Here is a 21,137-nt window from a genome sequence, read left to right on the forward strand (position 1 = left end):
GCGGGTTACTCCGGGAGGTGTTCGGAAGGCTGGGGGGCCAGGGCCTGCGAGCTGCGGGCGGCGAAGTCGCGGTCGCCGACCAGCACGGCGTCCACGCCGTCGCTGTCGGACAGGCGCACCTGCACGGCCTCGCGCAGCGAGGTGGGGAGGTTCTTGCCCACGTAGTCGGCGCGGATCGGCAGCTCGCGGTGGCCCCGGTCGACCAGGACGGCGAGCTGGACGGCGCGCGGGCGGCCGATGTCGCTCAGCGCGTCGAGCGCGGCGCGGATGGTGCGGCCGGAGAAGAGCACGTCGTCGACCAGGATGACGAGCTTGCCGTCGATGCCGCCGGGCGGGATCTCGGTGTGCTCCAGGGCGCGGGCGGGCTTCAGCCGCAGGTCGTCCCGGTACATGGTGATGTCCAGGGTGCCCAGCGGGATCTCGCGCCCGGTGATCTGGGCCAGCCGGCCGTGCAGGCGGCGGGCGAGGTGGACGCCCCTGGTGTGGATGCCGAGCAGCACGACGTCCTCCGCGCCCTTGGCGCGCTCGACGATCTCGTGCGCTATCCGGGTGACGACCCGGGCGATGTCCGTGCCGTCCAGCACCTGGTGCGGCGGTCGCGGCGTGGATTCCTGCGAAGTGGTCATGCCGAAGCGGACCTCCTTCCCCGCCTCACTGGACGGGCCTTAAAGGATGTCTGGGATGGCCCCCGCCGATGGGGCGCGGGCTCCGTCATCGTACCAGCGCGCCGGATCGCAAACAGACGTCCATCATTCCGCTTCCCGGGGTTAACGCCCCGGACGCGCCGACGATGCGGGCCATTCGCACGACTGCCCCATTCGGCTTGACGCATCTACCTTACTCTACGTAACCTCACAGTGAGTTACGAGACGGACGTCGGACCCACCGGTAACGACGTCGGCCAATCGCCCGTGACCCACCACTGAACGCGAAGCAATCTCGTCCGGGGAGATCAATGTCCAGCGACTACGCGAAGCAACTCGGAGGCAAGCTCCGAGCGATCCGCACCCAGCAGGGTCTCTCCCTGCACGGTGTCGAGGAGAAGTCCCAGGGGCGCTGGAAGGTAGTCGTCGTCGGTTCGTACGAGCGCGGCGACCGTGCGGTCACCGTGCAGCGACTGGCCGAGCTGGCGGAGTTCTACGGCGTCCCGGTGCAGGAGCTGCTGCCCGGCGGCACGCCCGGCGGCGCGGCCGAGCCGCCGCCGCGCCTGGTGCTCGATCTGGAGAGACTGACCCAGGTCCCGTCCGAGAAGGCCGGCCCGCTCCAGCGCTACGCCGCGACCATCCAGAGCCAGCGCGGCGACTACAACGGCAAGGTGCTGTCGATCCGCCAGGACGACCTGCGCACCCTGGCCGTGATCTACGACCAGTCGCCGTCGATCCTCACCGAGCAGCTGATCTCCTGGGGCGTGCTGAACCCCGACGCGCGCCGCGCGGTGCGCGAGGAGGACGCGGGCTGAGGCTCGTCCCAGCGGCTCCGGCAACGGATCCAGGCATGACCCGGCACGCGTTTTTCCGTGTGCCGACAAGCAGAAACGTCACGGCGCGGTTCCCCGGTTCGGGGGGCCGCGCCGCGGCGTAGCCGGGCGCGATGGCCTCAGCGGTGTCCTCAGGGGCGGCCTCGGAGGCGGCCTCAGCAGACCGTGCCCAGGCCGTAGCCGGGCCGCGCCGCCACGCCGTCCAGCCGGACCGGGCTGTCGGCGGGCGCCCACTCCTGCCCGCCGGTCGACCAGGCCCAGGAGGCCGGCAGGTACTCCCCGCAGGAGGCGGCCGAGCCCTGCGAGCCGTGCAGCACCGCCACGCCCGGCAGCTCCAGGGCCAGCCCGGTGCAGAGCACCGCGCAGACCAGCTCCAGGTCCTCGTCGTTGATCCGGACCACGCCGTCCTCCCACTGGAGCACCCGCGCCGCGGCGCTCAGCGGCCCGCCGGGCGCGTCCACCCGCACCCGCAGCTCGTAGACGCCGGCGCCCGCGCCCACCAGCATCCGCCGGAACACCTCTCCTCCGCGCTGGTAGGCGGCGCGCACCCAGGCGGCGTGCTCCTCGTCGGACGCGCCCGCGCCCCCGTACAGCCCGCCGTCGAGCAGCAGGTCGGCGTGGCAGAGCGTCAGACCGTTCTCCCTGGCGCGCACCAGGCGGGGCACGAAGTCCCCGGCCAGCTCCTCGCCCTGATAGGCGAGCAGCTGGGCCTGGAGCGCCGGGTTGACCAGGTAGCGGTCGCGGGCGGCCGGCTCGGCCGGGTCCAGCCCGTGCAGCACGCAGAACTCTTCGAAGTCCTGCGGGTGGAACATCCGGGCCCGGACGGTGTCGAACCGCTCCAGCGCCTCGGCCAGCAGGTCCGCGGCGTCGGCCAGGTAGCGCTCGTGGTCGGGGGCGTCGGAGATCCCCCAGGCGCGGGCCCGGGCGAAGTCCGCGGCGTTGGTCAGCACCCCGATGACAAAAGCCTGCTCGACGCCCGCGGCCCGCTGCGGCCGGTGCGACGCCCGTACCGCGGGCCGCGAGGTGCCGGCGGTGCAGTCGGAGTTACGGCGGGCGCGCCCCAGATGACTCATCGGTGGCTCCTGGCTTCAGGGGGGACGGTCGGCGGCACGGCATGCCGCTGACCGTCTTCATCCCCATTCGCGCGCGTCGCACACGTACGGCGTGTCACAGGAATGTAACCACCGGTAATAGGACTACTGCCGCGGCGCCCGGGCCAGCTGACGGGACTGGGCGACCAGCCGGCCGGAGGCGTCCCAGACCTCGGCGTCCTCCTCGAAGTAGCCGCCGGCCAGGTTGCGGGTCGCGTGGGTGACCCGCAGCCAGCCCGGGACGGGCCTGGCCCGCAGGTGGACGGTCAGCTCGACGGTCGGGGCCCAGCCCGGCAGGCCGAGGTCGTAGGTGACCGGCGGCAGCGCGTCGGCGACCAGCAGGAGCAGCAGCGGGTCGGGCTCGCGGCCGTCGGCGAGCCGGAACCAGCCCTGGATCCGCCCGTTGCCGGAGGGCTGCCCGAGCGCCCAGCCGACGGTGGCCGGGTCCAGCCGCAGGTCGAACCGCTCCAGCAGGGCGGCCTGGGCGATCAGCTCCTTGGGCGCCAGTTCGACGCCGATGCACTCCTCCGGCGGCGGCAGCTGCGGCGGCTGCGCGGTGGTGCGCACCTCGCCGTCGGCGGCCCGGAGGTCGCCGTGGCTGGCCACCACGCGCAGCCGTTCGACGCCGCCCTGGCTGAGCGAGGCGGTGCCGGTGGACAGACCGCGGCCGGTGCGCAGCACCTCGGTGCGGACGGTGGCCGGGCCGGGCTCGGAGGCGGACAGGTAGTAACCGCTGATCGACACCGGGTCCGGGTGGTTCCCGTGCTCCAGCGACAGCGCGTGTCCGGCGACCGCGAGCAGCAGTCCGCCGTTCACCCCGCCGCCGATCTGCCAGCCGGCGCCGAGCTCGGCCTCGTAGCGGCCGGCCTCCTCGGGGTGCCTGGTCAGGGCGATGCCCTGGTCGAACTCGCTGCCGATCGCGGTGGTCATGTGGGGGGACCTGCCCTTCACGCGTGGTTCCGGACGTCAAGTTACTGTCAAGTAGGCCCCAACCTTACGCCGACCGGGTGAAACGCGAAACGGCCGCCGGAACCCTGTTTCGGGTTCCGGCGGCCGTTCTACGAGGCGCCTCGTTACCGGCGGATGCCGGGCTTCAGCTCCAGGAAGCGGGCGAGCATGCCGTTGACGAAGGCCGGGGAGTCGTCCGTGGAGAACTCCTTGGCGATCTCGACGGCCTCGTCCAGGACGACGGCGTCCGGGACGCCATCCTCCCAGATCAGCTCGTACGCGCCGAGCCGCAGGACGTTGCGGTCCACGATCGGCATCCGGTCGAGGGTCCAGCCCACGGCGTACTGCTCGATCAGGTCGTCGATGCGACGAGCGTGCTGGACGTACCCCTCGATGAGCTCCATGGTGTACTCACCGACCTGCGGGGTGCCCTCGTCGGGCTTGGGCTCGCGGGCGCGGGCCACCCAGTCGGCGAGGACCTGCTGCGGGTCGACCCCGCGGTGGTCGGCCTCGAAGAGGATCTGGAAGGCCCGGGTACGGGCCTTGCTGCGTGCGGCCGACACGGACTTACTTCACCCGGCCGAGGTAGCTGCCGTCGCGGGTGTCGACCTTGACCTTCTCGCCGGTGACGACGAAGAGCGGGACCTGGATCTCGGCACCGGTCTCCAGGGTGGCCGGCTTGGTGCCACCGGTGGAGCGGTCGCCCTGGACGCCCGGCTCGGTGTTGGCGATCTCCAGCTCGACCGAGGTCGGGAGCTCGATGTACAGGACGGCGCCCTCGTTGGTGGCGACCAGGGCCTCGAAGCCCTCCAGCAGGTACTTGGCGGCGTCGCCGACGACCTTCGGCTCGATGGTCAGCTGGTCGTAGGTGTCCATGTCCATGAACACGAAGTTCTCGCCGTCCTTGTACGAGAACTGCATGCCGCGCTTGTCGACATTGGCGGTCTCGACCTTGGTGCCCGCGTTGAAGGTCTTGTCGACGACCTTGCCGGTCAGGACCTCCTTCAGCTTGGTACGCACGAAGGCCGGGCCCTTGCCGGGCTTGACGTGCTGGAACTCGACGACGGTCCAGAGCTTGCCGCCCTCCAGCTTGAGGACCATGCCGTTCTTGAGATCGTTCGTGGAAGCCACGGGCGCACTAACTCCTGTATAGCTGTCAAGGAACCAAGGGGTGCGTCCTGCCGTCCGCGGCCCGGGGGCCGCGGTCACAGGGCGAGGAGCTCCTTGGTGGTGATGGTGAGCAGCTCGGGCCCGCCCTCCTCGGGGGGGCGCACGACGAGCGTGTCCTCGATCCGGACGCCGCCCTTGCCCGGGAGGTGGACTCCTGGGCCGACGGTGACCGGTACGCGGCTGTCCAGTTTACCCATGTCCGCCGGGCCGAGGCGCGGGGCCTCCCTCATCTCCAGCCCGATGCCGTGGCCCACCGGGTGCGGGGAGGCCTCGGTGTGGCCGGCCGCCTCCAGGACCTGCCGGGCGGCCCGGTCGGGTACGCACTGCTCCACCCCTGGTCCGAGCGCCTCCCGCCCGGCCCGCTGGGCCCGGAAGACCAGCCGGTGCAGCTCCACCTGCCAGGGCGCGGGGGCGGCGCCGATCACGAAGGTGCGAGCGGTGGAGACGCCGTAGCCGCGGTACTGGGCGCCCATCACCACGGTCAGGAAGTCGCCCTCCTCCACCCGGCGGTCGGTCGGCTGGTGGGCGGCCTGGCCGGAGTGGCTGCCGGTGCCGACCGAGACCGGGAACGCGGCCCGGTCGGCGCCGTGGTCGATCATCCGGCGCTCCAGCTCCATCGCCAGGTGCCGCTCGGTGCGGCCGACCAGGATCGACTCCAGCAGCTCGCCGAGCGCCTGGTCGGCGATCTCGGCGGCGATCCGCAGGTCGGCGATCTCGTGCTCGTCCTTGACCACCCGCAGCCGCTCGACCATCTGGCCGAGGTCCACCAGAGCGGCCCCCTCGATCCGGCCGCCGACCGCCCGGTGGCGGCTGACGGTCAGGTCGTGCTCCTCCACCGCCAGGCCCGACACCCCGGACAGCGCGGCGGCGGCCGCGGCGGCCAGCGCGGTGTCCGACCCGGCCGCCACCGGCAGCCGGGTGACGTCCGGGGCGATCAAGTGCTCCCCGGTGTCGTCCGGCGGAAGGTCGTCCGGCAGCGCGAGCAGGGCCCGCTCCCTGGTCAGCAGCAGGGTCGCCCCGCAGGGGGCGCAGCCCGTCAGGTACCGCACGTTCGCCGCGCGGGTGATCAGCGCCGCGTCGGCCCCGGCCGCACCGCAGTGCTCCCTCACCCGCTCCCGCCGCCCCGCGTACGCATCCGCCATGCGTCGAGCCTACGAACCCCCGGCCCGAACCGCCCGCCGAGCTCCCCCGCCGGAACCCCCGGTGACCCCGGCGCGCCCCCTGCGCCCCCCGCTCCGCCGCGTCTCAGGACTCCCCGGCGGGCGTCCAGCGCTTCTCGACCCGGGCGAGCTTCCAGTACCCGATCGCGATCGCCCAGACCACCACGAACAGCCCGGCGATCGCGTAGCCGACGTTGTCCAGCGAGATGTCCGCGATGAACCCGGTGACCGGGTCGGTCAGGTCGAGCTTCTCGTGCAGCACCCCGACCAGCTCGATGGTGCCGATGATGAAGGCCACCGCGATCGACAGACCGGTGATGGTCAGGTTGTAGTACACCTTCCGCACCGGGTTGGCGAAGGCCCACTGGTACGCGAAGTTCATGAACGTCCCGTCCAGGGTGTCGAACAGGCTCATCCCGGCCGCGAACAGCAACGGCAGGCAGACGATCGCGTACCAGGGCAGCCCCGAGGCCGCGCCCGAACCGGCCATCACCATCAGGGTGACCTCGGTCGCGGTGTCGAAGCCCAGGCCCAGCACCATCCCCACCGGGAACATCTGCCCCGGCCGGGTGATCGAGCGGGTCGCCCGGTTCAGCACCCGGGCCATGAAGCCCCGCGAGTCCAGGTGCGCCTCCAGCTCCTTCTCGTCGAACTGCCCGGCCCGCATCGCCCGGAACACCTTGAGGATGCCGAGCAGCGCCGCCAGGTTGAGCGCGCCGATCAGGTAGAGGAACACGCCGGAGGTGGTCGTCCCGACCACGCCGAGCCACTTGTGGGTGGTCGACTCGTCGTCCATCAGGGTGTTCGCCAGCTGCGCCCCGCCCGCCACCAGGGCGGCCATCAGCACCACCATCGAGGAGTGCCCGAGGGCGAACCAGAAGCCCACCGAGACCGGCCGCTTCCCGTCCGCCATCAGCTTGCGGGTGGTGTTGTCGATCACCGCGATGTGGTCGGCGTCGAAGGCGTGCCGCATGCCGAGGGTGTAGGCGGTGATGCCCAGGCCCACCCCGAAGACCTGGGTGCCGACCTCGTACTTCTCGGGTGCGACCAGGAAGATCAGGGTGCCGAAGGCCACCACGTGCATGGCCAGGATCACCCCCATCAGCCCGACCGTACGGACGGTGTCCTCGCGCCGCCACGCGAAGGTGGGCAGCACGGAGGGGGCCGGCTTGGCGCCGCCGGCCACGGTTTCGGGCAGGGTCATCTGCGGATCACGCTCCAGCACCTCGTGGAATACCTCGTGAGATGCCGTGGCCGGTCTCCTGGCTTACGGGACACCCGTACCCGCCTTCCCAGGCGCGAGGCGCCCAGTGGCTTCATGGGTACCGGCGACGCTCCTCCACGGGCGGAGGAACGACCCGATCACAGTGGCGAGGGCCGCTCCGGGCTGGGACCCCTGAGGGTCCGTCACCGGTCTTCCCGAGCACCACGGCGGGCAACACGGTAGGGGCCTCACCCGACCCGTGCAAGGCCCCAGACCTGCGCAGGTGTCCGGAATCACAGAACGCCGCCGGACGCGGACGCCCGCACGCGTCCCGTACATCCGGCCGACCCGATCTCCGGAAGGGCGCGCCGCCGCCGGGCCCGATGAGTACGATCATGGTGTGCCGTCCCACCCCCACGTCTGGCCCGCCGACCGCTGGAACACCCGGCCGGTCAGGGCCCGCGTGCTGGCGGTCGCCCGCACCCTCACCTCGGCCACCCGGGTCCTGGACGTCCTCACCCTGCTGAGCCCGGACGGCGTCGAGCGGTACTTCACCGTCAACCCCGGCTCCGCCTTCGCCGACCGCGCCCTGGACGAGTACCTGCACGGCCTGCCCGGCTTCACCGTGCTGGACTGGGAGGACGCCGTCCGCCGCCGCTTCGACCTGGCCGTCGCCTGCGCCGTCCACTCCTCCATGCACCGCCTGGACGCCCGCCTCGTCGTCCTCCCGCACGGCGCCGGCTACAACCGCCTGGTCACCGAGTCCACCGGCGACGCGGTCAGCGCCGCCGGCCTGTCCCGGAACGAACTCACCCACCGCGGACGGGTGTTCGTGGACGTCCTCGGCCTCTCCCACCCCGAGCAACTGGACCGGCTGCGGGTCTCCTGCCCCGAGGCGCTGGACGTCGCCCGGGTGGTCGGCGACCCGTGCTTCGACCGGATGCTCGCCAGCCGGCGCTCCCGGGACGGCTACCGCGCCGCCCTCGGCGCCGTCGACGGGCGGCGGCTCGTCGTCGTCAACTCCACCTGGAGCGAGCACTCGTTATTCGGCCGCCGCCCCGACCTCCCCCAGCGGCTGGTCCGCCGGCTGCCCGCCGACGAGTACACCGTCGCCGTGGTGCTGCACCCCAACATCTGGAGCCGGCACGACCCCGAGGCCCTGCTCGACGGCGCCCGCCGGATGGGCCTGCGCCTGATCCCGCCCCACCAGGGCTGGCAGACCGCCCTGGTCGCCGCCGACCTCCTGATCGGCGACCACGGCTCGGTCTCCTTCTACGGCGCCGCCCTGGAGCGCCCCACCGTGCTGGTCGCCACCGGCGCCGCCGAACTCGACCCGCGCTCCCCCAGCTACGACTTCGGCCAGAACGCGCCCGTCCTCGACCCCGACGGCGACCTCGCCGCCCAGGTCGAACGGGCCCTCGCCCAGGACCCGGCCGCCCTGCGCGGGATCACCGACCGCTCCCTCGCCCACCGCGGCGAATCCGCCCGGCTGCTGCGCCCGCTGCTCTACTCCTTCCTGGACCGGTTGGACGAACCCGCGGACGAGCCGGCCCTGCCGCCCTACCCCAAGCCCGCGCCGCACCCCGAGACCGCCGAGCGGCCCACCGCGTACGACGTCGAGGGCAAGAGCGAGGGGACGGAGGTGAGCCTGCGGCGCTACCCCTTCGACCCGAACGACCACACCCCGCGCGGCTTCCACGCCCTCACCGACGAACACCCCGGCGACGCCCTGCGCTACACCGCGGAGGTCCTCGCCCGGACGGAGGTGCGCGCCGAACGCCCCGCCACCCGCTGGCTCACCGACTCCGCCACCGAACTGCCCGGCCTCGCCGTCGCGGTGGCCGCCCTCGGCCCGGCCCGCCACCTGCTCCGGCTGCGCGGCGGCCTGCTCCTGGAGGCCCGCGCCGAGCCGGACTGGGAGCGCCCCGACCCCGGCGTCGACCCGCTGCTGCTCGGCTCCGCGGTGGCCTGCTGGCTCACCGACGGCGGCGACCCGGCCGGTCTCCCCGAGCACGGGCTCACCATCCGCACCGGCGAGCACCGCACCCGGGTGTCCTTCCGCACCGGGCCCTAGTTCCGCAACTCCCGCAGCCGGGCGCGGCTGCGCTCGGCCAGCTCCTCGTCCCCGCGCTGCTCGGCGAGGGCGACCAGCAGGGTGTGGGCCTGGGCCTCCTTCGCCGGCTGGCTCCGGTCTGCGGCCTGCCGGGCGCAGTCCTCCGCCTGGACGACGGCGAGGTCGAGCTGCCCGAGCGCCTGGTGAGCGCGGGCGCGGATCAGCGGCAGCTTCATCAGCATGTCCTCGTCCCGCGTCCGCTCGGCCTGGGCCGTGGCCTCGGCCAGCAGGGTCAGCGCCTGCTCCGGACGGCCGTCGGCGATCAACGCCTGCGCCAGGTTGTAGCTCTGGACGATCTCGCCGTGCTCGTCACCCCGGTTCGCCGCCAGGGCCAGGGTGAACCGCCGCACCGCGTCGGCCGGGCGGCCGTCGGCCAGGCAGAGCAGACCGTCCGTCTCGTGGAGCACCCCGACCACCTGGCGGTTGGCCACCAGCGGTACCAGCTCGGTGGCGAGCGCCAACTGCTCGGCGGCGAGCCGGAATTCCTTGCGCTCGTGGTGGGCGCGGGCGAGCTGGTTGCGCATCCGGACCACGGCGTCCGGGCAGTTGTCCCACTGGGCCGACTCGATGCCGCGCTCGTGGGTCGCGATCCAGTCGTCGTAGAGCTTGCGGCCGTGGTACAGCGGCCAGAGCGACTCGCAGAGCCGCCACACCTCACCGTGCCAACCGCGTGCGGCCGCCGCCTCCACCACCGCGCGCAGGTTGGCGCGTTCAGCGTGCAGCCATTCCATGGCGTCGGAGTCGAACCCCGGCAGGTCGTCGCCGGTCGGTTCCTGCAATCGGAGCCTCTTGCCCAGCGCACGATCGGCGAGTGACGCCCGGCCCCGGTAATACGCCACATCCCGAGCCAAAAGCTCCTCGCGGCCCGGCAATTCGCGGGCGCAGGCGTACGCGTGCGTCCGCACCACGTCATGCGCCTGGTAACGCTCCCCCGGCCCGTCGTCCACCACCTCGTCCACCAAGTGCACAAGGTGCAGTTCGTCCAGCGCTTCCGCCGCCCCCTCCACGCCCACCGCGGCCGCCAGTTCGGCCGACACGAAGGGGCCGGGGTGCACTCCGATCAGGTGGTAGAGCGCCTGGGCCTGCTCCGACAGCCGCTCGTACACTGGGTCATAGGTCCGCCGGAGGTTTCCCTCCTCATTGTTCAGCACGGCCAACCTGCGTTCCTGGTCTCCGAGTTCGGCCACCACCTGGCCTACCTTCAGACGAGAGCGGCCGAGCAGCTGACCCCCGACCGCGTTCAGCGCGAGCGGCAGCCCTTCGCAGCGCTCGACCAGCGCCGCGATCTCCCGGTCGGCGCCCCGATCGGGCCCGAGCCAACCTCGCACCAACGTGGCACCGGCCGCCGGGCTCAGCCGGTCCAGCTCCCGCACCTCGGCCCCGTCCATGCGCAGCGCGCCCAGCCGACGTCCACGGCTTGCGGCCACCATCAGTCCGGTCGACGGGAACAGGGCGCGGACCTCGGCGGCGTGCTCGGCGTTGTCCAGGAAGATCAGGCACCGCTTCTCGGCGGTGGCGGTGCGGAACTCCGCGAAGCGCGCGCCCTCCTCGTCCGGAGGCTTCCTCCCGAGCGCACGCAAGAACATCTCCAGCACCCCGGCGAGATCCACCCCGGCCTGGTGCCGGTAGGCCTTGAGATCGGCGTACAGGACACCACCGGGAAAGTGCGCCGCGCGTTCCTTGGCGAACTTCGCCACCAGCTCGGTCTTGCCGACCCCGCCCAGCCCGGTGAAGGCCACGATCGCGAGCCGGCCCTCGTCGACCCGCCGCAACGCGGCGGTGAGCAGGGCGATCTCCGACTCGCGGTTGACGAAGGTCTCACGAGGCGGCCGGGTCTGATGCGGCGTCGGCACTGTCTCGGACTCATGGACGTGCATCGAGCCGATGGTCCCGGCCTGGATCACATGGCCGCCCACCCGTACGTCCGACACGGTGTTGACCACCTCGTGCCGCTCCATCCGCCTGCTCCCTCCGGCCGGTCGGCCCCAGCCTACGGGCTGGGCGACCGGCCGGAGGGGCACTCGGTTGTCACCGGGGGGTGATCTCACCCATCTCCGCCCAGCCGTCCATGCCGGGGATCTCGGTCGAGACGATCCGCGGCTTGGCGGACACGGCGTACGACAGGTCCTCCATGGCCTTGACGAAGTGCGCGGACTCCACGTGCGCCTTGCCCGCCTCGCCGTCGCGGAACGCCTCGACCAGGACGAACTCGTGCGGGTTCTCGACGCTGCGGGACCACTCGAAGAAGAGGTTGCCGGGCTCGTTGCGGGTGGCCTGGGTGAACTCGTCGACCAGGTCGAGCCAGCCGTCGACCCGCTCGGGGCGGACCGGGAACTTGACGGTGATGAAGATCATGGGGGTTCCTTCCGTTCCACGTGGGCGCCGGCCGAGCGGTCGGCGCCGGGTCTATCGTCGCAGGTCAGAAGGGACATCCCGGACACGGGGGCGCGTCGCGGTCACGCCGCCTGGCAGCTGGGGCACCAGAAGAGGTTTCGAGCGGCGTGCTCCTCCGTGCGGACGTCGGTGCCGCAGACCAGGCAGGGCATCGCGGCCCGCCGGTAGACATAGACCTCGCCGCCGTGGTCGTCCACCCGGGGCGGGCGGCCCATCGCCTCGGGGGTGTGCTCGGGGCGGACGGTGTCGATCCGGCCGGCTGTGACGCCCTCGCGCATCAGGGCGACCAGGTCGGCCCAGATCGCGTCCCACTCGGGGCGGGTGAGCTCGCGCCCGGCCCGGTGCGGGTCGATGCCGTGGCGGAACAGCACCTCGGCCCGGTAGACGTTGCCCACCCCGGCCAGCACCTTCTGGTCCATCAGCAGCGCCGCGACCGTCGTCCGGCTGCCCGATATCCGCCGCCAGGCGGCCTCCGGGTCGGCGTCGGCGCGCAGCGGGTCGGGGCCCAGGCGGGCGGCGACGGCGGCCTTCTGCTCCTCGGTGACGAGCGCGCAGGTGTTGGGGCCGCGCAGGTCGGCGTAGCCGTCGTCGCCCTCCAGCCGCAGCCGGACCAGCCCGACCGGCTCGGGCGCCGGGCCGGTGCCGAAGGTGAAGCCGCCGTACAGGCCGAGGTGGATGTGCACCCAGGCGCCCTCCTCGAAGCCGAGGAAGAGGTGCTTGCCGGTGGCCTCCGCGCCGGTGAGCAGCTGCCCGTCGATCACCTTGGCCTCGTCGGCGAACCGGCCCTGCGGGCTGGAGACCCGGACGGGGCGGCCGCCGAAGGCCTTGCGGTTCTCGCCGGCGAGGCGGTGGATGATGTGGCCTTCGGGCACGGGCGTCAGCTCCTCCGGGCGCTGCGACTGGACCCGTCCATCATCGCAGCCGGCACCGACAGCCTGGCATCCGCGCAGGTCAGCGGACCGGGACGCCCATCAGCCGGGCCAGGATGACCCGGTCCAGCTCGGCGGCCGTCCCGGCGACGTCCAGGTAGGAGTTGTCGATGATCGGCAGCCCGGAGTTGTACCAGCCGGCCATCCGGCCGTGGATGCGGGCCACCTCCTCGTCACCGAGGCGGCGGGTGCCGCTGCGCCGGGCGTTGCGGCGCAGCACCGAGTCCAGGCTGGGCAGCAGGACGACCGGGATCATGCCGGGGCCGATGTGCCGCTTCCAGCCGCCGAGGCCGATCGCCGGGCGGTCCGGGAAGACGGCGTCGTCGATGATGCAGGAGATGCCGTTGGCCAGGTAGTTGCGGCAGGCGAAGCCGCAGGTGCGGCGGGCCAGCCGGTACTGCGCCTCGGAGGCGTTGTTCCAGCCGGACTGCGGGTTGGCGAAGCCGGCCTGCACCCACTCGCGGACGTCGTCCAGGCTGATGTGCGCGGTCGGGGTGGGCCGCCGCTCGGCCCAGTGGCGGGCGACGGTGGTCTTGCCGGCCCCGGCCGGTCCGATCAGCAGGACGGCTATCGGCCCTGCGGGCGCGTGCGGCTGCGGCGGGTGGGCGGGCAGCTGGACGGGCGTGCCGGACGGCAGGACGAAGTGCCCGGTGCCCCCGGCGGACGGCGGCGGGGCGGGCGGGCCGACCGGCAGGGAGGCGGAGGTCGTCCGCGCGGGCGGCGGGGCGGCAGGACGCGGCGGGACCTGCCCACCCCCGGCATACTCCGTCACGGCCACCCACCTCCCGACACCTTTCAGCGGGACACTACACGGAGGCCCGGCGGCGGGCACAGTCCGCCGCCGGGCCACCGCCCGTGCGCTCAGCGCGTGGTGAGCTGCTCGGCCAGCGCGCGCAGCGCCAGCTCGTAGGAGCCGAGCCCGAAGCCGGCGATGGTGCCGGAGGCGACCGCGGCGATCACCGAGTTGTGCCGGAAGGTCTCCCGGGCGTACGGGTTGGAGATGTGCACCTCGATCAGCGGCGCGGTGCGCTGGGCCGCGGCGTCCCGCATCGCGTACGAGTAGTGGGTGAACGCGCCGGGGTTGATCACCACCGGCACCTTCCCGTCGGCCGCCTCGTGCAGCCACTCCACCATCTGCTGCTCGGAGTTGGTCTCGTGCACCTCGACCTCGAAGCCGAACTCCTCGCCGAGCGCGGTGCAGCGCTCGACCAGTCCGGCGTAGGAGGTGGCGCCGTAGACGTCGGGCTCGCGGCTGCCCAGCCGGCCGAGGTTGGGCCCGTTGAGCACCATCACCCTGGTCACGCCGAGACCTCCGCGTACGCGGCGACCAGCAGCGACGGGTCCGGGCCCTCCAGCACCGAGGTCTTGCCCAGGCCGTCCAGCACGATGAAGCGCAGCAGGTCGCCGCGCGACTTCTTGTCAATCTTCATCGCGTCCAGCAGCTTCGGCCAGGCGGCCGCCGAGTAGCTCAGCGGCAGGCCGACCGAGGCCAGCACGGTGCGGTGCCGGTCGGCCGTCTCGTCGTCCAACCGCCCGGCCAGGCGGCCGAGTTCGGCGGCGAAGAGCATGCCGATGGAGATCGCGGCGCCGTGCCGCCACTTGTACCGCTCGTTGCGCTCGATGGCGTGGCCGAGGGTGTGGCCGTAGTTGAGGATCTCGCGCCGACCGGATTCCTTGAGGTCCGCGGAGACCACGTCGGCCTTGACCTGGATGGCCCGGCGGATCAGCTCGACGGTGTGCGGGCCGGCCGGGGTCTTCGCGGCCTCCGGGTCGGCCTCGATCAGGTCGAGGATGGCCGGGTCGGCGATGAAGCCGCACTTGATGACCTCGGCCAGGCCGGAGACGTAGTCGTGCTTGGGCACGGTCTCCAGGGTGCCGAGGTCGGCCAGCACGCCCACCGGCGGGTGGAAGGCGCCGACCATGTTCTTGCCCTCGGCGATGTTGATGCCGGTCTTGCCGCCGACCGCCGCGTCGACCATGCCGAGCAGCGTGGTGGGCATGGCGATCCAGCGCACCCCGCGCAGCCAGGTGGCGGCGACGAAGCCGGCCAGGTCGGTGGTGGCGCCGCCGCCGAGGCCGACGATGACGTCGCTGCGGGTGAAGCCGGTCTGCCCGAGCACCGACCAGCAGTAGGCGGCGACCTCGGCGCTCTTGGCGTCCTCGGCGTTGGGCACCTGGAGCGCGATGGCCTCGTAGCCGTCGCCGACCAGGTCGTCGCGGATCGCGTCGGCGGTGGCGGCCAGCGCCTCCGGGTGGATGATCGCGACCCGCTTGGCCTGGGCGCCGATCAGCGGCGCCAGCTCGCCGAGCAGCTGGTGTCCGATCAGCACGTCGTACGCGTCGTGGCCGGCGCTGCCGCCGACGTGGATCCGGACGGTGGTGTCAGTCATGGGGGGTCTTCAGCTCCAGTGCTTCCAGTACGGCGTCCGCGACCTGCTCGGGCGTGCGCCCGGCGGTGTCGACCACGGCGGTGGCCACCTCCAGGTAGAGGGGGCGGCGGGCCTCCATCAGCTCGCGCCAGCGGGCCCGCGGATTGACGGCCAGCAGCGGGCGCGGGGCGTCCAGGCCGACCCGCTTGACCGCGTCGGCCGACGGGACCTCCAGGAAGACCACCGGCAGCTCGCGCAGCAGCGCCCGGGTGGCCTCGGCCATCACGGCGCCGCCGCCGAGCGCCAGCACTCCGTCGTGCCCCTCGGCCGCGGCCCGTACGGCCGCCGCCTCCAGTGCGCGGAAGTGCGGCTCGCCCTCGTCGACGAAGATCTCCGGGATGGGCTTGCCGGCCGTCGCCTCGATGTCGGCGTCGGTGTCCCGGAAGCCCACGCCCAGGCGCTCGGCCAGGACCCGCCCGACGGTGGACTTGCCACTGCCGGGCGGGCCGACCAGCACCACAATGGGCGAATTGCCCCCGGCCCTCGCTTCGCTCGGCCGTCGGCCTCGCCGAGGCGCCCCTTCTTCCAGCCGCTCGCTACGCTCGCTCATTATCGGATGATCAGGTTGTCGAGGTAGCCCTGCACGTTGCGGCGGGTCTCGGAGACATTGTCGCCGCCGAACTTCTCGCTCACCGCGTCCGCCAGCACCAGCGCGACCATCGCCTCGGCGACGATGCCGGCGGCCGGCACCGCGCAGACGTCCGAGCGCTGGTGGTGCGCCTTGGCCGGCTCGCCGGTGCGCACGTCCAGGGTCTGGAGCGCCCGCGGCACGGTGGCGATCGGCTTCATCGCGGCGCGCACCCGCAGCACCTCGCCGGTGGTCAGGCCACCCTCGGTGCCGCCGGAACGGCCGGAGGTGCGCTTGACGCCCTCGGCGGTCGGGACGATCTCGTCGTGCGCCTTGGAGCCCGGCACCCGGGCCAGCTCGAAGCCGTCGCCGACCTCGACGCCCTTGATCGCCTGGATGCCCATCAGCGCGGCGGCCAGCCGCGCGTCCAGCCGGCGGTCCCAGTGCACGTGCGAGCCGAGGCCCACCGGCACGCCGTACGCGAGCACCTCGACGACGCCGCCGAGGGTGTCGCCGTCCTTGTGGGCCTGGTCGATCTCGGCGACCATCGCCTTCGAGGCGTCGGCGTCCAGGCAGCGCACCGGGTCGGCGTCCAGCCGGGCCTCGTCCGAGGGCAGCGGCACGACGCCGGCCGGCGCCTTGGCGGAGGCCAGCTCGACCACGTGGCTGACGATCTCGATCCCGGCGACCTCGCGCAGGTACGCGCGGGCGACGGCGCCGAGCGCGACCCGGGCGGCCGTCTCCCGGGCGCTGGCGCGCTCCAGGATCGGCCGGGCCTCGTCGATCGAGTACTTCTGCATGCCGGCCAGGTCGGCGTGGCCGGGCCGGGGGCGGGTGAGCGCCTCGTTGCGGGCCAGGCCCGCCAGCACCTCGGGGTCGACCGGGTCGGCCGACATGACCTGCTCCCACTTCGGCCACTCGGTGTTGCCGACCATGATCGCGACCGGGCTGCCCATGGTCAGACCGTGCCGGACACCACCGAGGAAGGTCACCTCGTCCTGCTCGAACTTCATCCGCGCGCCGCGACCGTAACCGAGCCGGCGGCGCGCCAGCGCGTCGGCCACCACGTCGGTGGTGACCGGTACACCGGCGGGCAGGCCTTCCAGCGTCGCGACGAGTGCGGGGCCGTGCGACTCCCCCGCCGTCAGCCAGCGCAACGTACCCAACGGAGCTCCTTCATCAGCGGACCGGACCACGGCACCGCCGGGGCCCGCCCCGGGCGTGCCTTGTGCCTGAATCCTTTCATGCCCCAGCGGCCCCTGGCGGCACAGTCCGCGTGACGGACAGCTACCGGCCACGATCCGGCCGCACTCTGTCACGTCAGTACCGGGTTCAGCGCCCGGCGAGCGCCTTCTCCCCCGCCTCGCGCATCGCCGCCAGCGGTCCGGGCGTGTGCCCGGTGAAGGCCTCGCTCTGGAGCACCGCCTGGTGCACCAGCAGGTCCAGTCCGCCCAGGACGGTCGCCCCGCGCTCGGCGCAGGCGGCGGCCAGCGCCGTCGGCCAGGGGTGGTACAGCACATCGAACAGCGCGCCCGGCTCGGCGGGCAGCGCGTCGGCGAAGGCGTCGGTCGCGCCGACCGGCGTGGTGGAGACGGTCAGCGGCCGGGCCAGCGCCTCGGCCCCGCGCTCCCAGTCGGCCGTACGGACGGCCACGCCCAGCCGCTCGCCCAGCTCGGCCATCTCCCGGGCCCGCTCGGCGCTGCGCACGTAGACCGTCACCTCGCCGGTGCAGACCTCGGCGAGCGCGGCCAGCGCCGAGGAGGCGGTGGCCCCGGCGCCCAGCACGGCCGCCTCGGGCACCTCGCGGATCCCGCGCTCGCGCAGCGCGTTGACCAGCCCGGGGACGTCGGTGTTGTCCCCGGTGCGCCGACCGTCGGCGGTGAACACCACGGTGTTCACCGCGTCCACCGCGCGGGCCGTCGCACTGACCTCGTCGAGCAGCGGGATGATCGCCCGCTTCAGCGGCATGGTGAGCGACAGCCCGGCCCACTCGGCCTCGTCCAGGCCGGCGACGAACCCGGGCAGGGCGGCCTCGTCGACCTCGAAACGGTCGTAGCGCCAGCCGTCCAGCCCGAGCGCCGCGAAGGCGGCCCGGTGCAGGTCCGGCGAGAGCGAGTGGGCGATCGGCGAGCCGAGTACGGCCGCCCGGTGCTTGCTGGTCAACGCTGCCTCTCCGCGAACGGTGCGAACGGTCTTGCGGCCGGGACTACTTGCTGGTGCAGTGGCCGCGCGCCTCGTCGAAGCCCTGCCCGGCCGCCTGGCAGTACTCCTTGACGTTGGCGTAGTGCTCCTTGCTGGTCTCCGCGAACCGGGTCGAGGTCGGGGACATCGCGATGAAGTACAGCCACTTGCCGTCCGCCGGGTGGAGCACCGCGTTGAGCGCGTCGTCGCCGGGGTTGGAGATCGGACCGGGCGGCAGGCCCGGGTTGATGTAGGTGTTGTACTTGTTGGACGCGTCGTCCATGTCCTTCTTGTTGAGTTCCTTGCGGTTCAACGAGTACTGGAGCGTGGTGTCCATGCCGAGCCTGTGGTTGATCTCGCCGCCGGCGGCCAGCCGGTTCTGGATGGTCTTGGCCATCTTGGCGAAGTCCTCCGGGTTGTTGCCCTCGCGCTGGAGGATGCTCGCCTCGATCAGCACCTCGTACCCGTTCTTCAGGCCCACGGTGGCGGCCTGCGAATCCAGGTTGGCGTACTTCTCGGTGGCGTTCTTCACCATCTGCTTGAGCAGGTCCTCGGGCTTCATGCCCTCGGCGATGTTGTAGCGGGTCGGCCAGAGGAAGCCCTCGATGTTGCCGTTCGCGTAGGGCGGCAGGCCGAGGTTGGCGACCTGGGCCTGGGCGACGCCCGCCGTGGTGCCCTTCTCCAGCTTCAGCTTGGTGTCGATCGCGGTGTAGATCTCGGTGGAGTTCTTGCCCTCCGGGATCACGATCGCCGTACCGCCGGCCTGGGCGAGCAGCTCCTTGAGTGCTGCGGCGGCCGGCATCTCCTTCTTCAGGCCGTAGTAGCCGTACTGGATGGTGCCGCACTTGGGCTCGGCCTTGCAGGCGTCGTTGAACGCGTCGACGCTCTTGACCACGCCGGCGTTCTTCAGCGCCAGGCCGATCTGCTCGCCGACCGCGCCCTTCTTGACCTCGACCTGGACGGAGCCGGTGCCCTCGCCGGTGAAGTCCGGCGCCGGGCCGAAGTGCTTCTGGTAGAAGTCGTAGCCGAACCAGCCGGCCCCGCCCACGGCACCGAGCAGCACCAGCGAGACCACCAGGCAGGCGCCGCTGTTGCGGCGGCCGGACTTCTTGCCCTTCTCCTTGCGCTTCTTCTGCGCCTCGCGGGAGTCGTCCTGATCCCCGAGGAAGCCGACCCCCTCGGCCTCGGCGTGCTCGGCGAGGTAGAGGTCGTCGCCCTGGCGGCCGTCCTCGTGGCCGTCCCACTCGTCCGTGCCGGCCTCGCGCGCGCCGCCGACCGGGTCGGCGCCGGCCTCCAGCGCGGCGGCCTCGGCCTCCCAGTCGATCCCGTCCGGGCCGGGGCCGGAGGCCGGCGCGGGCGCCGGGGCCGGCTGCGGCCGCGCGGCCTGCTGCTGCGGGGCCTGCGGCTGCTGCTGTTGCGGCGCCTGCTGCTGGACCTGCTGTTGGTGGACCTGCTGGGGCATCTGCTGCTGCGCCTGCTGCTGGCCGCCGGGGAAGCCCTGCTGCTGGTAGCCCTGCTGCTGCATCGGCACCTGCTGCTGGGGCACCTGCTGCCCGTACCCCTGCTGCATCGGCTGCTGGAGCTGCGGCTGGTACCCCTGCTGGGGGTAGCCGCGCTGCGGCTGCTGCTGCATGAACCCCTGCTGACCGCCGGGGTAGCCCTGCTGCTGCATCATCTGCTGCTGGGGGGTCTGCTGCTGGGGGTAGCCCTGCTGCGCCATCATCTGCTGCTGTTGCTGCTGCTGCGCGTACCCCTGCTGCACGTCCCCGTACGGCTGCTGACCCTGCTGGATCTGCTGGCCGTGCTGGCCCTGCTGCGGGTACTGCTGCTGCCACTGGCCGTCCTGCTGGCCGGGGACCGGCTGCCGGCCGTCGTGCCCGGGATCACCGGGGTGCCACGGCTCGCCCTGGGGGCCGTAGCCCCCACCCAGATCGGTCATCGATCCCCTTAACCGACGGTGACGACCGGAGGATCGAACCGGCCGTCCGGGACGACGTCGTCCCGGCTGATTCTCGAACCGGCGTGCTAGCGCAGCGCCTGGAGGGAGACGTTACCGTACCGCAGCCTTACCCCCGGCCGGGCGGACGCACGGTCAGTGAGCGATCTCACCGACGGCACACAACACCGTTACGGAGTCGCCGCACCGGTGCCGGAAGACGCACCGGACCCGCCCGGCGCCGCCGCTCCGGAGTCCGCGGGGGCTGCCGGGCCGGTGGCCCCGGAGGCGCTGGGCTTGGCCGCCGCCCGGTTGGCGTTGAACTCCGCCACGTTGCGTTGCTGCACGTCGAAGCTGTCGGTGAAGCGGGTGTCCCCGGGCTTGACGGTGACGAAGTACAGCCAGTCCCCCGGCGTCGGGTCCAGCGCCGCCATGATCGCCTGCCGCCCCGGGTTGGAGATGGGGGTCGGCGGCAGCCCGGCGTGCAGGTAGGTGTTGTACGGGGAGTCCAGCCGGGTGTCGGTCACCGAGGTGTTCAGGGTCGACCGGCCGAGCGCGTAGTTGATCGTGGAGTCGAGCTGCAGGGGCATGCCCTTGGCCAGCCGGTTGTAGATCACCCGGGCCACCCTGCCCATGTCCTCGGTGTTGTCGGCCTCGCCCTGGACCATGCTGGCCACGGTGATCAGCCCGTAGACGCTCTGCCCGAGGTTCGGCGCGACCGCGTTGGCGTCGTCCCGGCTGATCTCCTTGCCGGCCCGGTCCACCATCTGCTTGAGCAGGTCGAAGGCGGTGGTGCCCTCGGTGACGCTGTACGTCGCCGGGAACAGGTATCCCTCGGGGCTGCCGTTGGTGAAGTCCGGCAGGCCGAGCTCGGCGCCCTGCTCCTGGGCGGTCTTCAGGGTGGTGCCCTCGGGCAGCTTGAGCTTCTTGTCGATGGCCGCGTAGATCTGGTAGCCGCGCCAGCCCTCGGGGATGGTCAGGCCGTTGGCGTTGGCCGGGTCGATCAGGATCGCGAGCGCCGCCGCGGCCGACATCCGCTGCTTCAGCGTGTACGTCCCGGGCTGGATCCGTCCGGCCGCCGCCGCGCTGCCCTTCGCGGCCCGGGTGAAGGCGAGCGAACTGGCCACCACCCCGTTGCGGACCAGCGCGGACGCGATCTGGTACAGCCCGGCGCCCTCCGGCACCGAGACCTGGACGCTGCCGGTGCCCTGCCCCGCGAAGTCGGCCGCGGCCGGGGGCCGGCGCTGCGCCTGGAGCCAGGTGTACCCGGTCAGCCCGATCCCGCCGAACACCGCGATCAGCGCGAAGGCGGTGAGCCCGCAGGCCAGTCCGTTACGCCGTCGGTGCGGATCCGGCGCATCGAAGCGCGGGCGGGGCGCACCCGGCGGACGGCCCTCCGGCTCCAGCACCGGCGCGCCCAGGTGTCCGGGTGTGAGTCCCGGGTGGAAGTCCTGGTCGGTCATGGCTCGCGTCCCCTCGGCGGTCCCAGGCCGATCCAGATCGATCCAAATCGATCCGAAACGGGCACGGAAACGAA

Annotated in this window: 20 protein-coding genes and 1 riboswitch; of the genes, 2 read left to right on the top strand and 18 right to left on the bottom strand. The window is 72.7% G+C overall.

Annotation, left to right across the window (positions count from 1 at the left end; genetic code table 11):
- Nucleotides 1-5: 5 nt before the first annotated feature.
- Nucleotides 6-626: a bifunctional pyr operon transcriptional regulator/uracil phosphoribosyltransferase PyrR gene (pyrR, locus tag QWJ13_RS02550; protein WP_316520201.1), complete on the bottom strand. Its 621-nt coding sequence runs from the start codon at nt 624-626 to the stop codon at nt 6-8.
- Nucleotides 627-955: 329 nt separating this feature from the next.
- On the opposite strand from pyrR, the gene bldD reads away from it, so the two are divergent.
- Nucleotides 956-1,459: a transcriptional regulator BldD gene (gene bldD, locus QWJ13_RS02555; protein WP_316520202.1), complete on the top strand. Its 504-nt coding sequence runs from the start codon at nt 956-958 to the stop codon at nt 1,457-1,459.
- A gap of 173 nt (nt 1,460-1,632) precedes the next feature.
- On the opposite strand, the gene QWJ13_RS02560 is transcribed toward bldD, so the two are convergent.
- The 6 genes from QWJ13_RS02560 to nicT all read right to left on the bottom strand — a co-directional run bounded on the left by QWJ13_RS02560 (nt 1,633) and on the right by nicT (nt 7,050).
- Nucleotides 1,633-2,550, bottom strand: coding sequence for a DUF8829 domain-containing protein (locus QWJ13_RS02560; protein ID WP_316520204.1), 918 nt, complete (start codon nt 2,548-2,550; stop codon nt 1,633-1,635).
- 123 nt (nt 2,551-2,673) lie between these two features.
- Nucleotides 2,674-3,498: a thioesterase family protein gene (locus tag QWJ13_RS02565; RefSeq protein WP_316520205.1), complete on the bottom strand. Its 825-nt coding sequence runs from the start codon at nt 3,496-3,498 to the stop codon at nt 2,674-2,676.
- Nucleotides 3,499-3,641: 143 nt separating this feature from the next.
- Nucleotides 3,642-4,079: a transcription antitermination factor NusB gene (gene nusB, locus QWJ13_RS02570; protein WP_316520206.1), complete on the bottom strand. Its 438-nt coding sequence runs from the start codon at nt 4,077-4,079 to the stop codon at nt 3,642-3,644.
- Between the two features lie 4 nt (nt 4,080-4,083).
- On the bottom strand, nt 4,084-4,647 hold the full coding sequence (gene efp, locus QWJ13_RS02575; protein ID WP_316520207.1) for an elongation factor P: 564 nt from the start codon (nt 4,645-4,647) through the stop codon (nt 4,084-4,086).
- Nucleotides 4,648-4,721: 74 nt separating this feature from the next.
- On the bottom strand, nt 4,722-5,828 hold the full coding sequence (locus QWJ13_RS02580; RefSeq protein WP_316520208.1) for a M24 family metallopeptidase: 1,107 nt from the start codon (nt 5,826-5,828) through the stop codon (nt 4,722-4,724).
- A gap of 103 nt (nt 5,829-5,931) precedes the next feature.
- The gene (gene nicT, locus QWJ13_RS02585; protein WP_316520209.1) at nt 5,932-7,050 is read right to left on the bottom strand and encodes a Nickel transporter NicT; all 1,119 of its coding nucleotides are present in this window, start codon (nt 7,048-7,050) and stop codon (nt 5,932-5,934) included.
- Nucleotides 7,051-7,081: 31 nt separating this feature from the next.
- A riboswitch (cobalamin riboswitch) is annotated at nt 7,082-7,292 on the bottom strand.
- Between the two features lie 158 nt (nt 7,293-7,450).
- Here nicT and QWJ13_RS02590 point away from each other — a divergent pair.
- A complete protein-coding gene (locus QWJ13_RS02590; protein ID WP_316520210.1) occupies nt 7,451-9,124 on the top strand; it encodes a hypothetical protein in 1,674 nt (557 codons plus the stop codon).
- Here the strand turns inward: QWJ13_RS02590 and QWJ13_RS02595 are convergent.
- The 11 genes from QWJ13_RS02595 to mltG (QWJ13_RS02645) all read right to left on the bottom strand — a co-directional run bounded on the left by QWJ13_RS02595 (nt 9,121) and on the right by mltG (QWJ13_RS02645) (nt 21,063).
- Nucleotides 9,121-11,121, bottom strand: a complete 2,001-nt coding sequence (locus QWJ13_RS02595; RefSeq protein ID WP_316520211.1) for an AAA family ATPase — start codon at nt 11,119-11,121, stop codon at nt 9,121-9,123. The genes QWJ13_RS02590 and QWJ13_RS02595 overlap by 4 nt on opposite strands.
- A gap of 70 nt (nt 11,122-11,191) precedes the next feature.
- Nucleotides 11,192-11,518, bottom strand: coding sequence for a putative quinol monooxygenase (locus QWJ13_RS02600; RefSeq protein ID WP_316520212.1), 327 nt, complete (start codon nt 11,516-11,518; stop codon nt 11,192-11,194).
- Between the two features lie 101 nt (nt 11,519-11,619).
- Nucleotides 11,620-12,429, bottom strand: a complete 810-nt coding sequence (locus QWJ13_RS02605) for an Fpg/Nei family DNA glycosylase (protein WP_316520213.1) — start codon at nt 12,427-12,429, stop codon at nt 11,620-11,622.
- A gap of 79 nt (nt 12,430-12,508) precedes the next feature.
- Nucleotides 12,509-13,258 carry an AAA family ATPase gene (locus tag QWJ13_RS02610; protein ID WP_432277412.1) on the bottom strand — a complete coding sequence of 250 codons (750 nt, stop codon included), beginning with the start codon at nt 13,256-13,258 and terminating at the stop codon, nt 12,509-12,511.
- An 89-nt stretch (nt 13,259-13,347) separates the two neighbouring features.
- On the bottom strand, nt 13,348-13,776 hold the full coding sequence (aroQ, locus tag QWJ13_RS02615) for a type II 3-dehydroquinate dehydratase (RefSeq protein ID WP_316521604.1): 429 nt from the start codon (nt 13,774-13,776) through the stop codon (nt 13,348-13,350).
- Between the two features lie 8 nt (nt 13,777-13,784).
- Nucleotides 13,785-14,876 carry a 3-dehydroquinate synthase gene (aroB, locus tag QWJ13_RS02620; RefSeq protein ID WP_316520214.1) on the bottom strand — a complete coding sequence of 364 codons (1,092 nt, stop codon included), beginning with the start codon at nt 14,874-14,876 and terminating at the stop codon, nt 13,785-13,787.
- Entirely contained in the window at nt 14,869-15,378 is a 510-nt protein-coding gene (locus QWJ13_RS02625; RefSeq protein WP_316521606.1) for a shikimate kinase, read from the bottom strand. Before QWJ13_RS02625 ends, aroB begins: the two co-directional genes overlap by 8 nt.
- An 86-nt stretch (nt 15,379-15,464) precedes the next feature.
- Complete coding sequence (gene aroC / locus QWJ13_RS02630; protein ID WP_316520215.1) at nt 15,465-16,649, bottom strand: chorismate synthase; 1,185 nt, start codon at nt 16,647-16,649, stop codon at nt 15,465-15,467.
- Nucleotides 16,650-16,815: 166 nt separating this feature from the next.
- A complete protein-coding gene (locus tag QWJ13_RS02635) occupies nt 16,816-17,646 on the bottom strand; it encodes a shikimate dehydrogenase (protein WP_316520216.1) in 831 nt (276 codons plus the stop codon).
- 43 nt (nt 17,647-17,689) lie between these two features.
- Nucleotides 17,690-19,603 carry an endolytic transglycosylase MltG gene (mltG, locus tag QWJ13_RS02640; protein WP_316520217.1) on the bottom strand — a complete coding sequence of 638 codons (1,914 nt, stop codon included), beginning with the start codon at nt 19,601-19,603 and terminating at the stop codon, nt 17,690-17,692.
- Between the two features lie 188 nt (nt 19,604-19,791).
- Nucleotides 19,792-21,063, bottom strand: a complete 1,272-nt coding sequence (gene mltG / locus QWJ13_RS02645) for an endolytic transglycosylase MltG (RefSeq protein ID WP_316520218.1) — start codon at nt 21,061-21,063, stop codon at nt 19,792-19,794.
- Between the last annotated feature and the right edge of the window lie 74 nt (nt 21,064-21,137).

Source organism: Kitasatospora brasiliensis, from assembly GCF_032654805.1.
GTDB classification, from domain to species: Bacteria; Actinomycetota; Actinomycetes; order Streptomycetales; family Streptomycetaceae; genus Kitasatospora; species Kitasatospora brasiliensis.

Excerpts from the sequence above, each read along its gene's own strand:
- QWJ13_RS02560 (WP_316520204.1), bottom strand. The coding sequence starts at position 2,550 with ATGAGTCATCTGGGGCGCGCCCGCCGTAACTCCGACTGCACCGCCGGC.
- mltG (WP_316520217.1), bottom strand. The coding sequence starts at position 19,603 with ATGACCGATCTGGGTGGGGGCTACGGCCCCCAGGGCGAGCCGTGGCAC.
- QWJ13_RS02600 (WP_316520212.1), bottom strand. The coding sequence starts at position 11,518 with ATGATCTTCATCACCGTCAAGTTCCCGGTCCGCCCCGAGCGGGTCGAC.
- bldD (WP_316520202.1), top strand. The coding sequence starts at position 956 with ATGTCCAGCGACTACGCGAAGCAACTCGGAGGCAAGCTCCGAGCGATC.
- pyrR (WP_316520201.1), bottom strand. The coding sequence starts at position 626 with ATGACCACTTCGCAGGAATCCACGCCGCGACCGCCGCACCAGGTGCTG.
- QWJ13_RS02565 (WP_316520205.1), bottom strand. The coding sequence starts at position 3,498 with ATGACCACCGCGATCGGCAGCGAGTTCGACCAGGGCATCGCCCTGACC.
- aroB (WP_316520214.1), bottom strand. The coding sequence starts at position 14,876 with ATGACTGACACCACCGTCCGGATCCACGTCGGCGGCAGCGCCGGCCAC.
- QWJ13_RS02595 (WP_316520211.1), bottom strand. The coding sequence starts at position 11,121 with ATGGAGCGGCACGAGGTGGTCAACACCGTGTCGGACGTACGGGTGGGC.
- aroQ (WP_316521604.1), bottom strand. The coding sequence starts at position 13,776 with ATGGTGCTCAACGGGCCCAACCTCGGCCGGCTGGGCAGCCGCGAGCCC.
- nicT (WP_316520209.1), bottom strand. The coding sequence starts at position 7,050 with ATGACCCTGCCCGAAACCGTGGCCGGCGGCGCCAAGCCGGCCCCCTCC.
- mltG (WP_316520218.1), bottom strand. The coding sequence starts at position 21,063 with ATGACCGACCAGGACTTCCACCCGGGACTCACACCCGGACACCTGGGC.
- QWJ13_RS02580 (WP_316520208.1), bottom strand. The coding sequence starts at position 5,828 with ATGGCGGATGCGTACGCGGGGCGGCGGGAGCGGGTGAGGGAGCACTGC.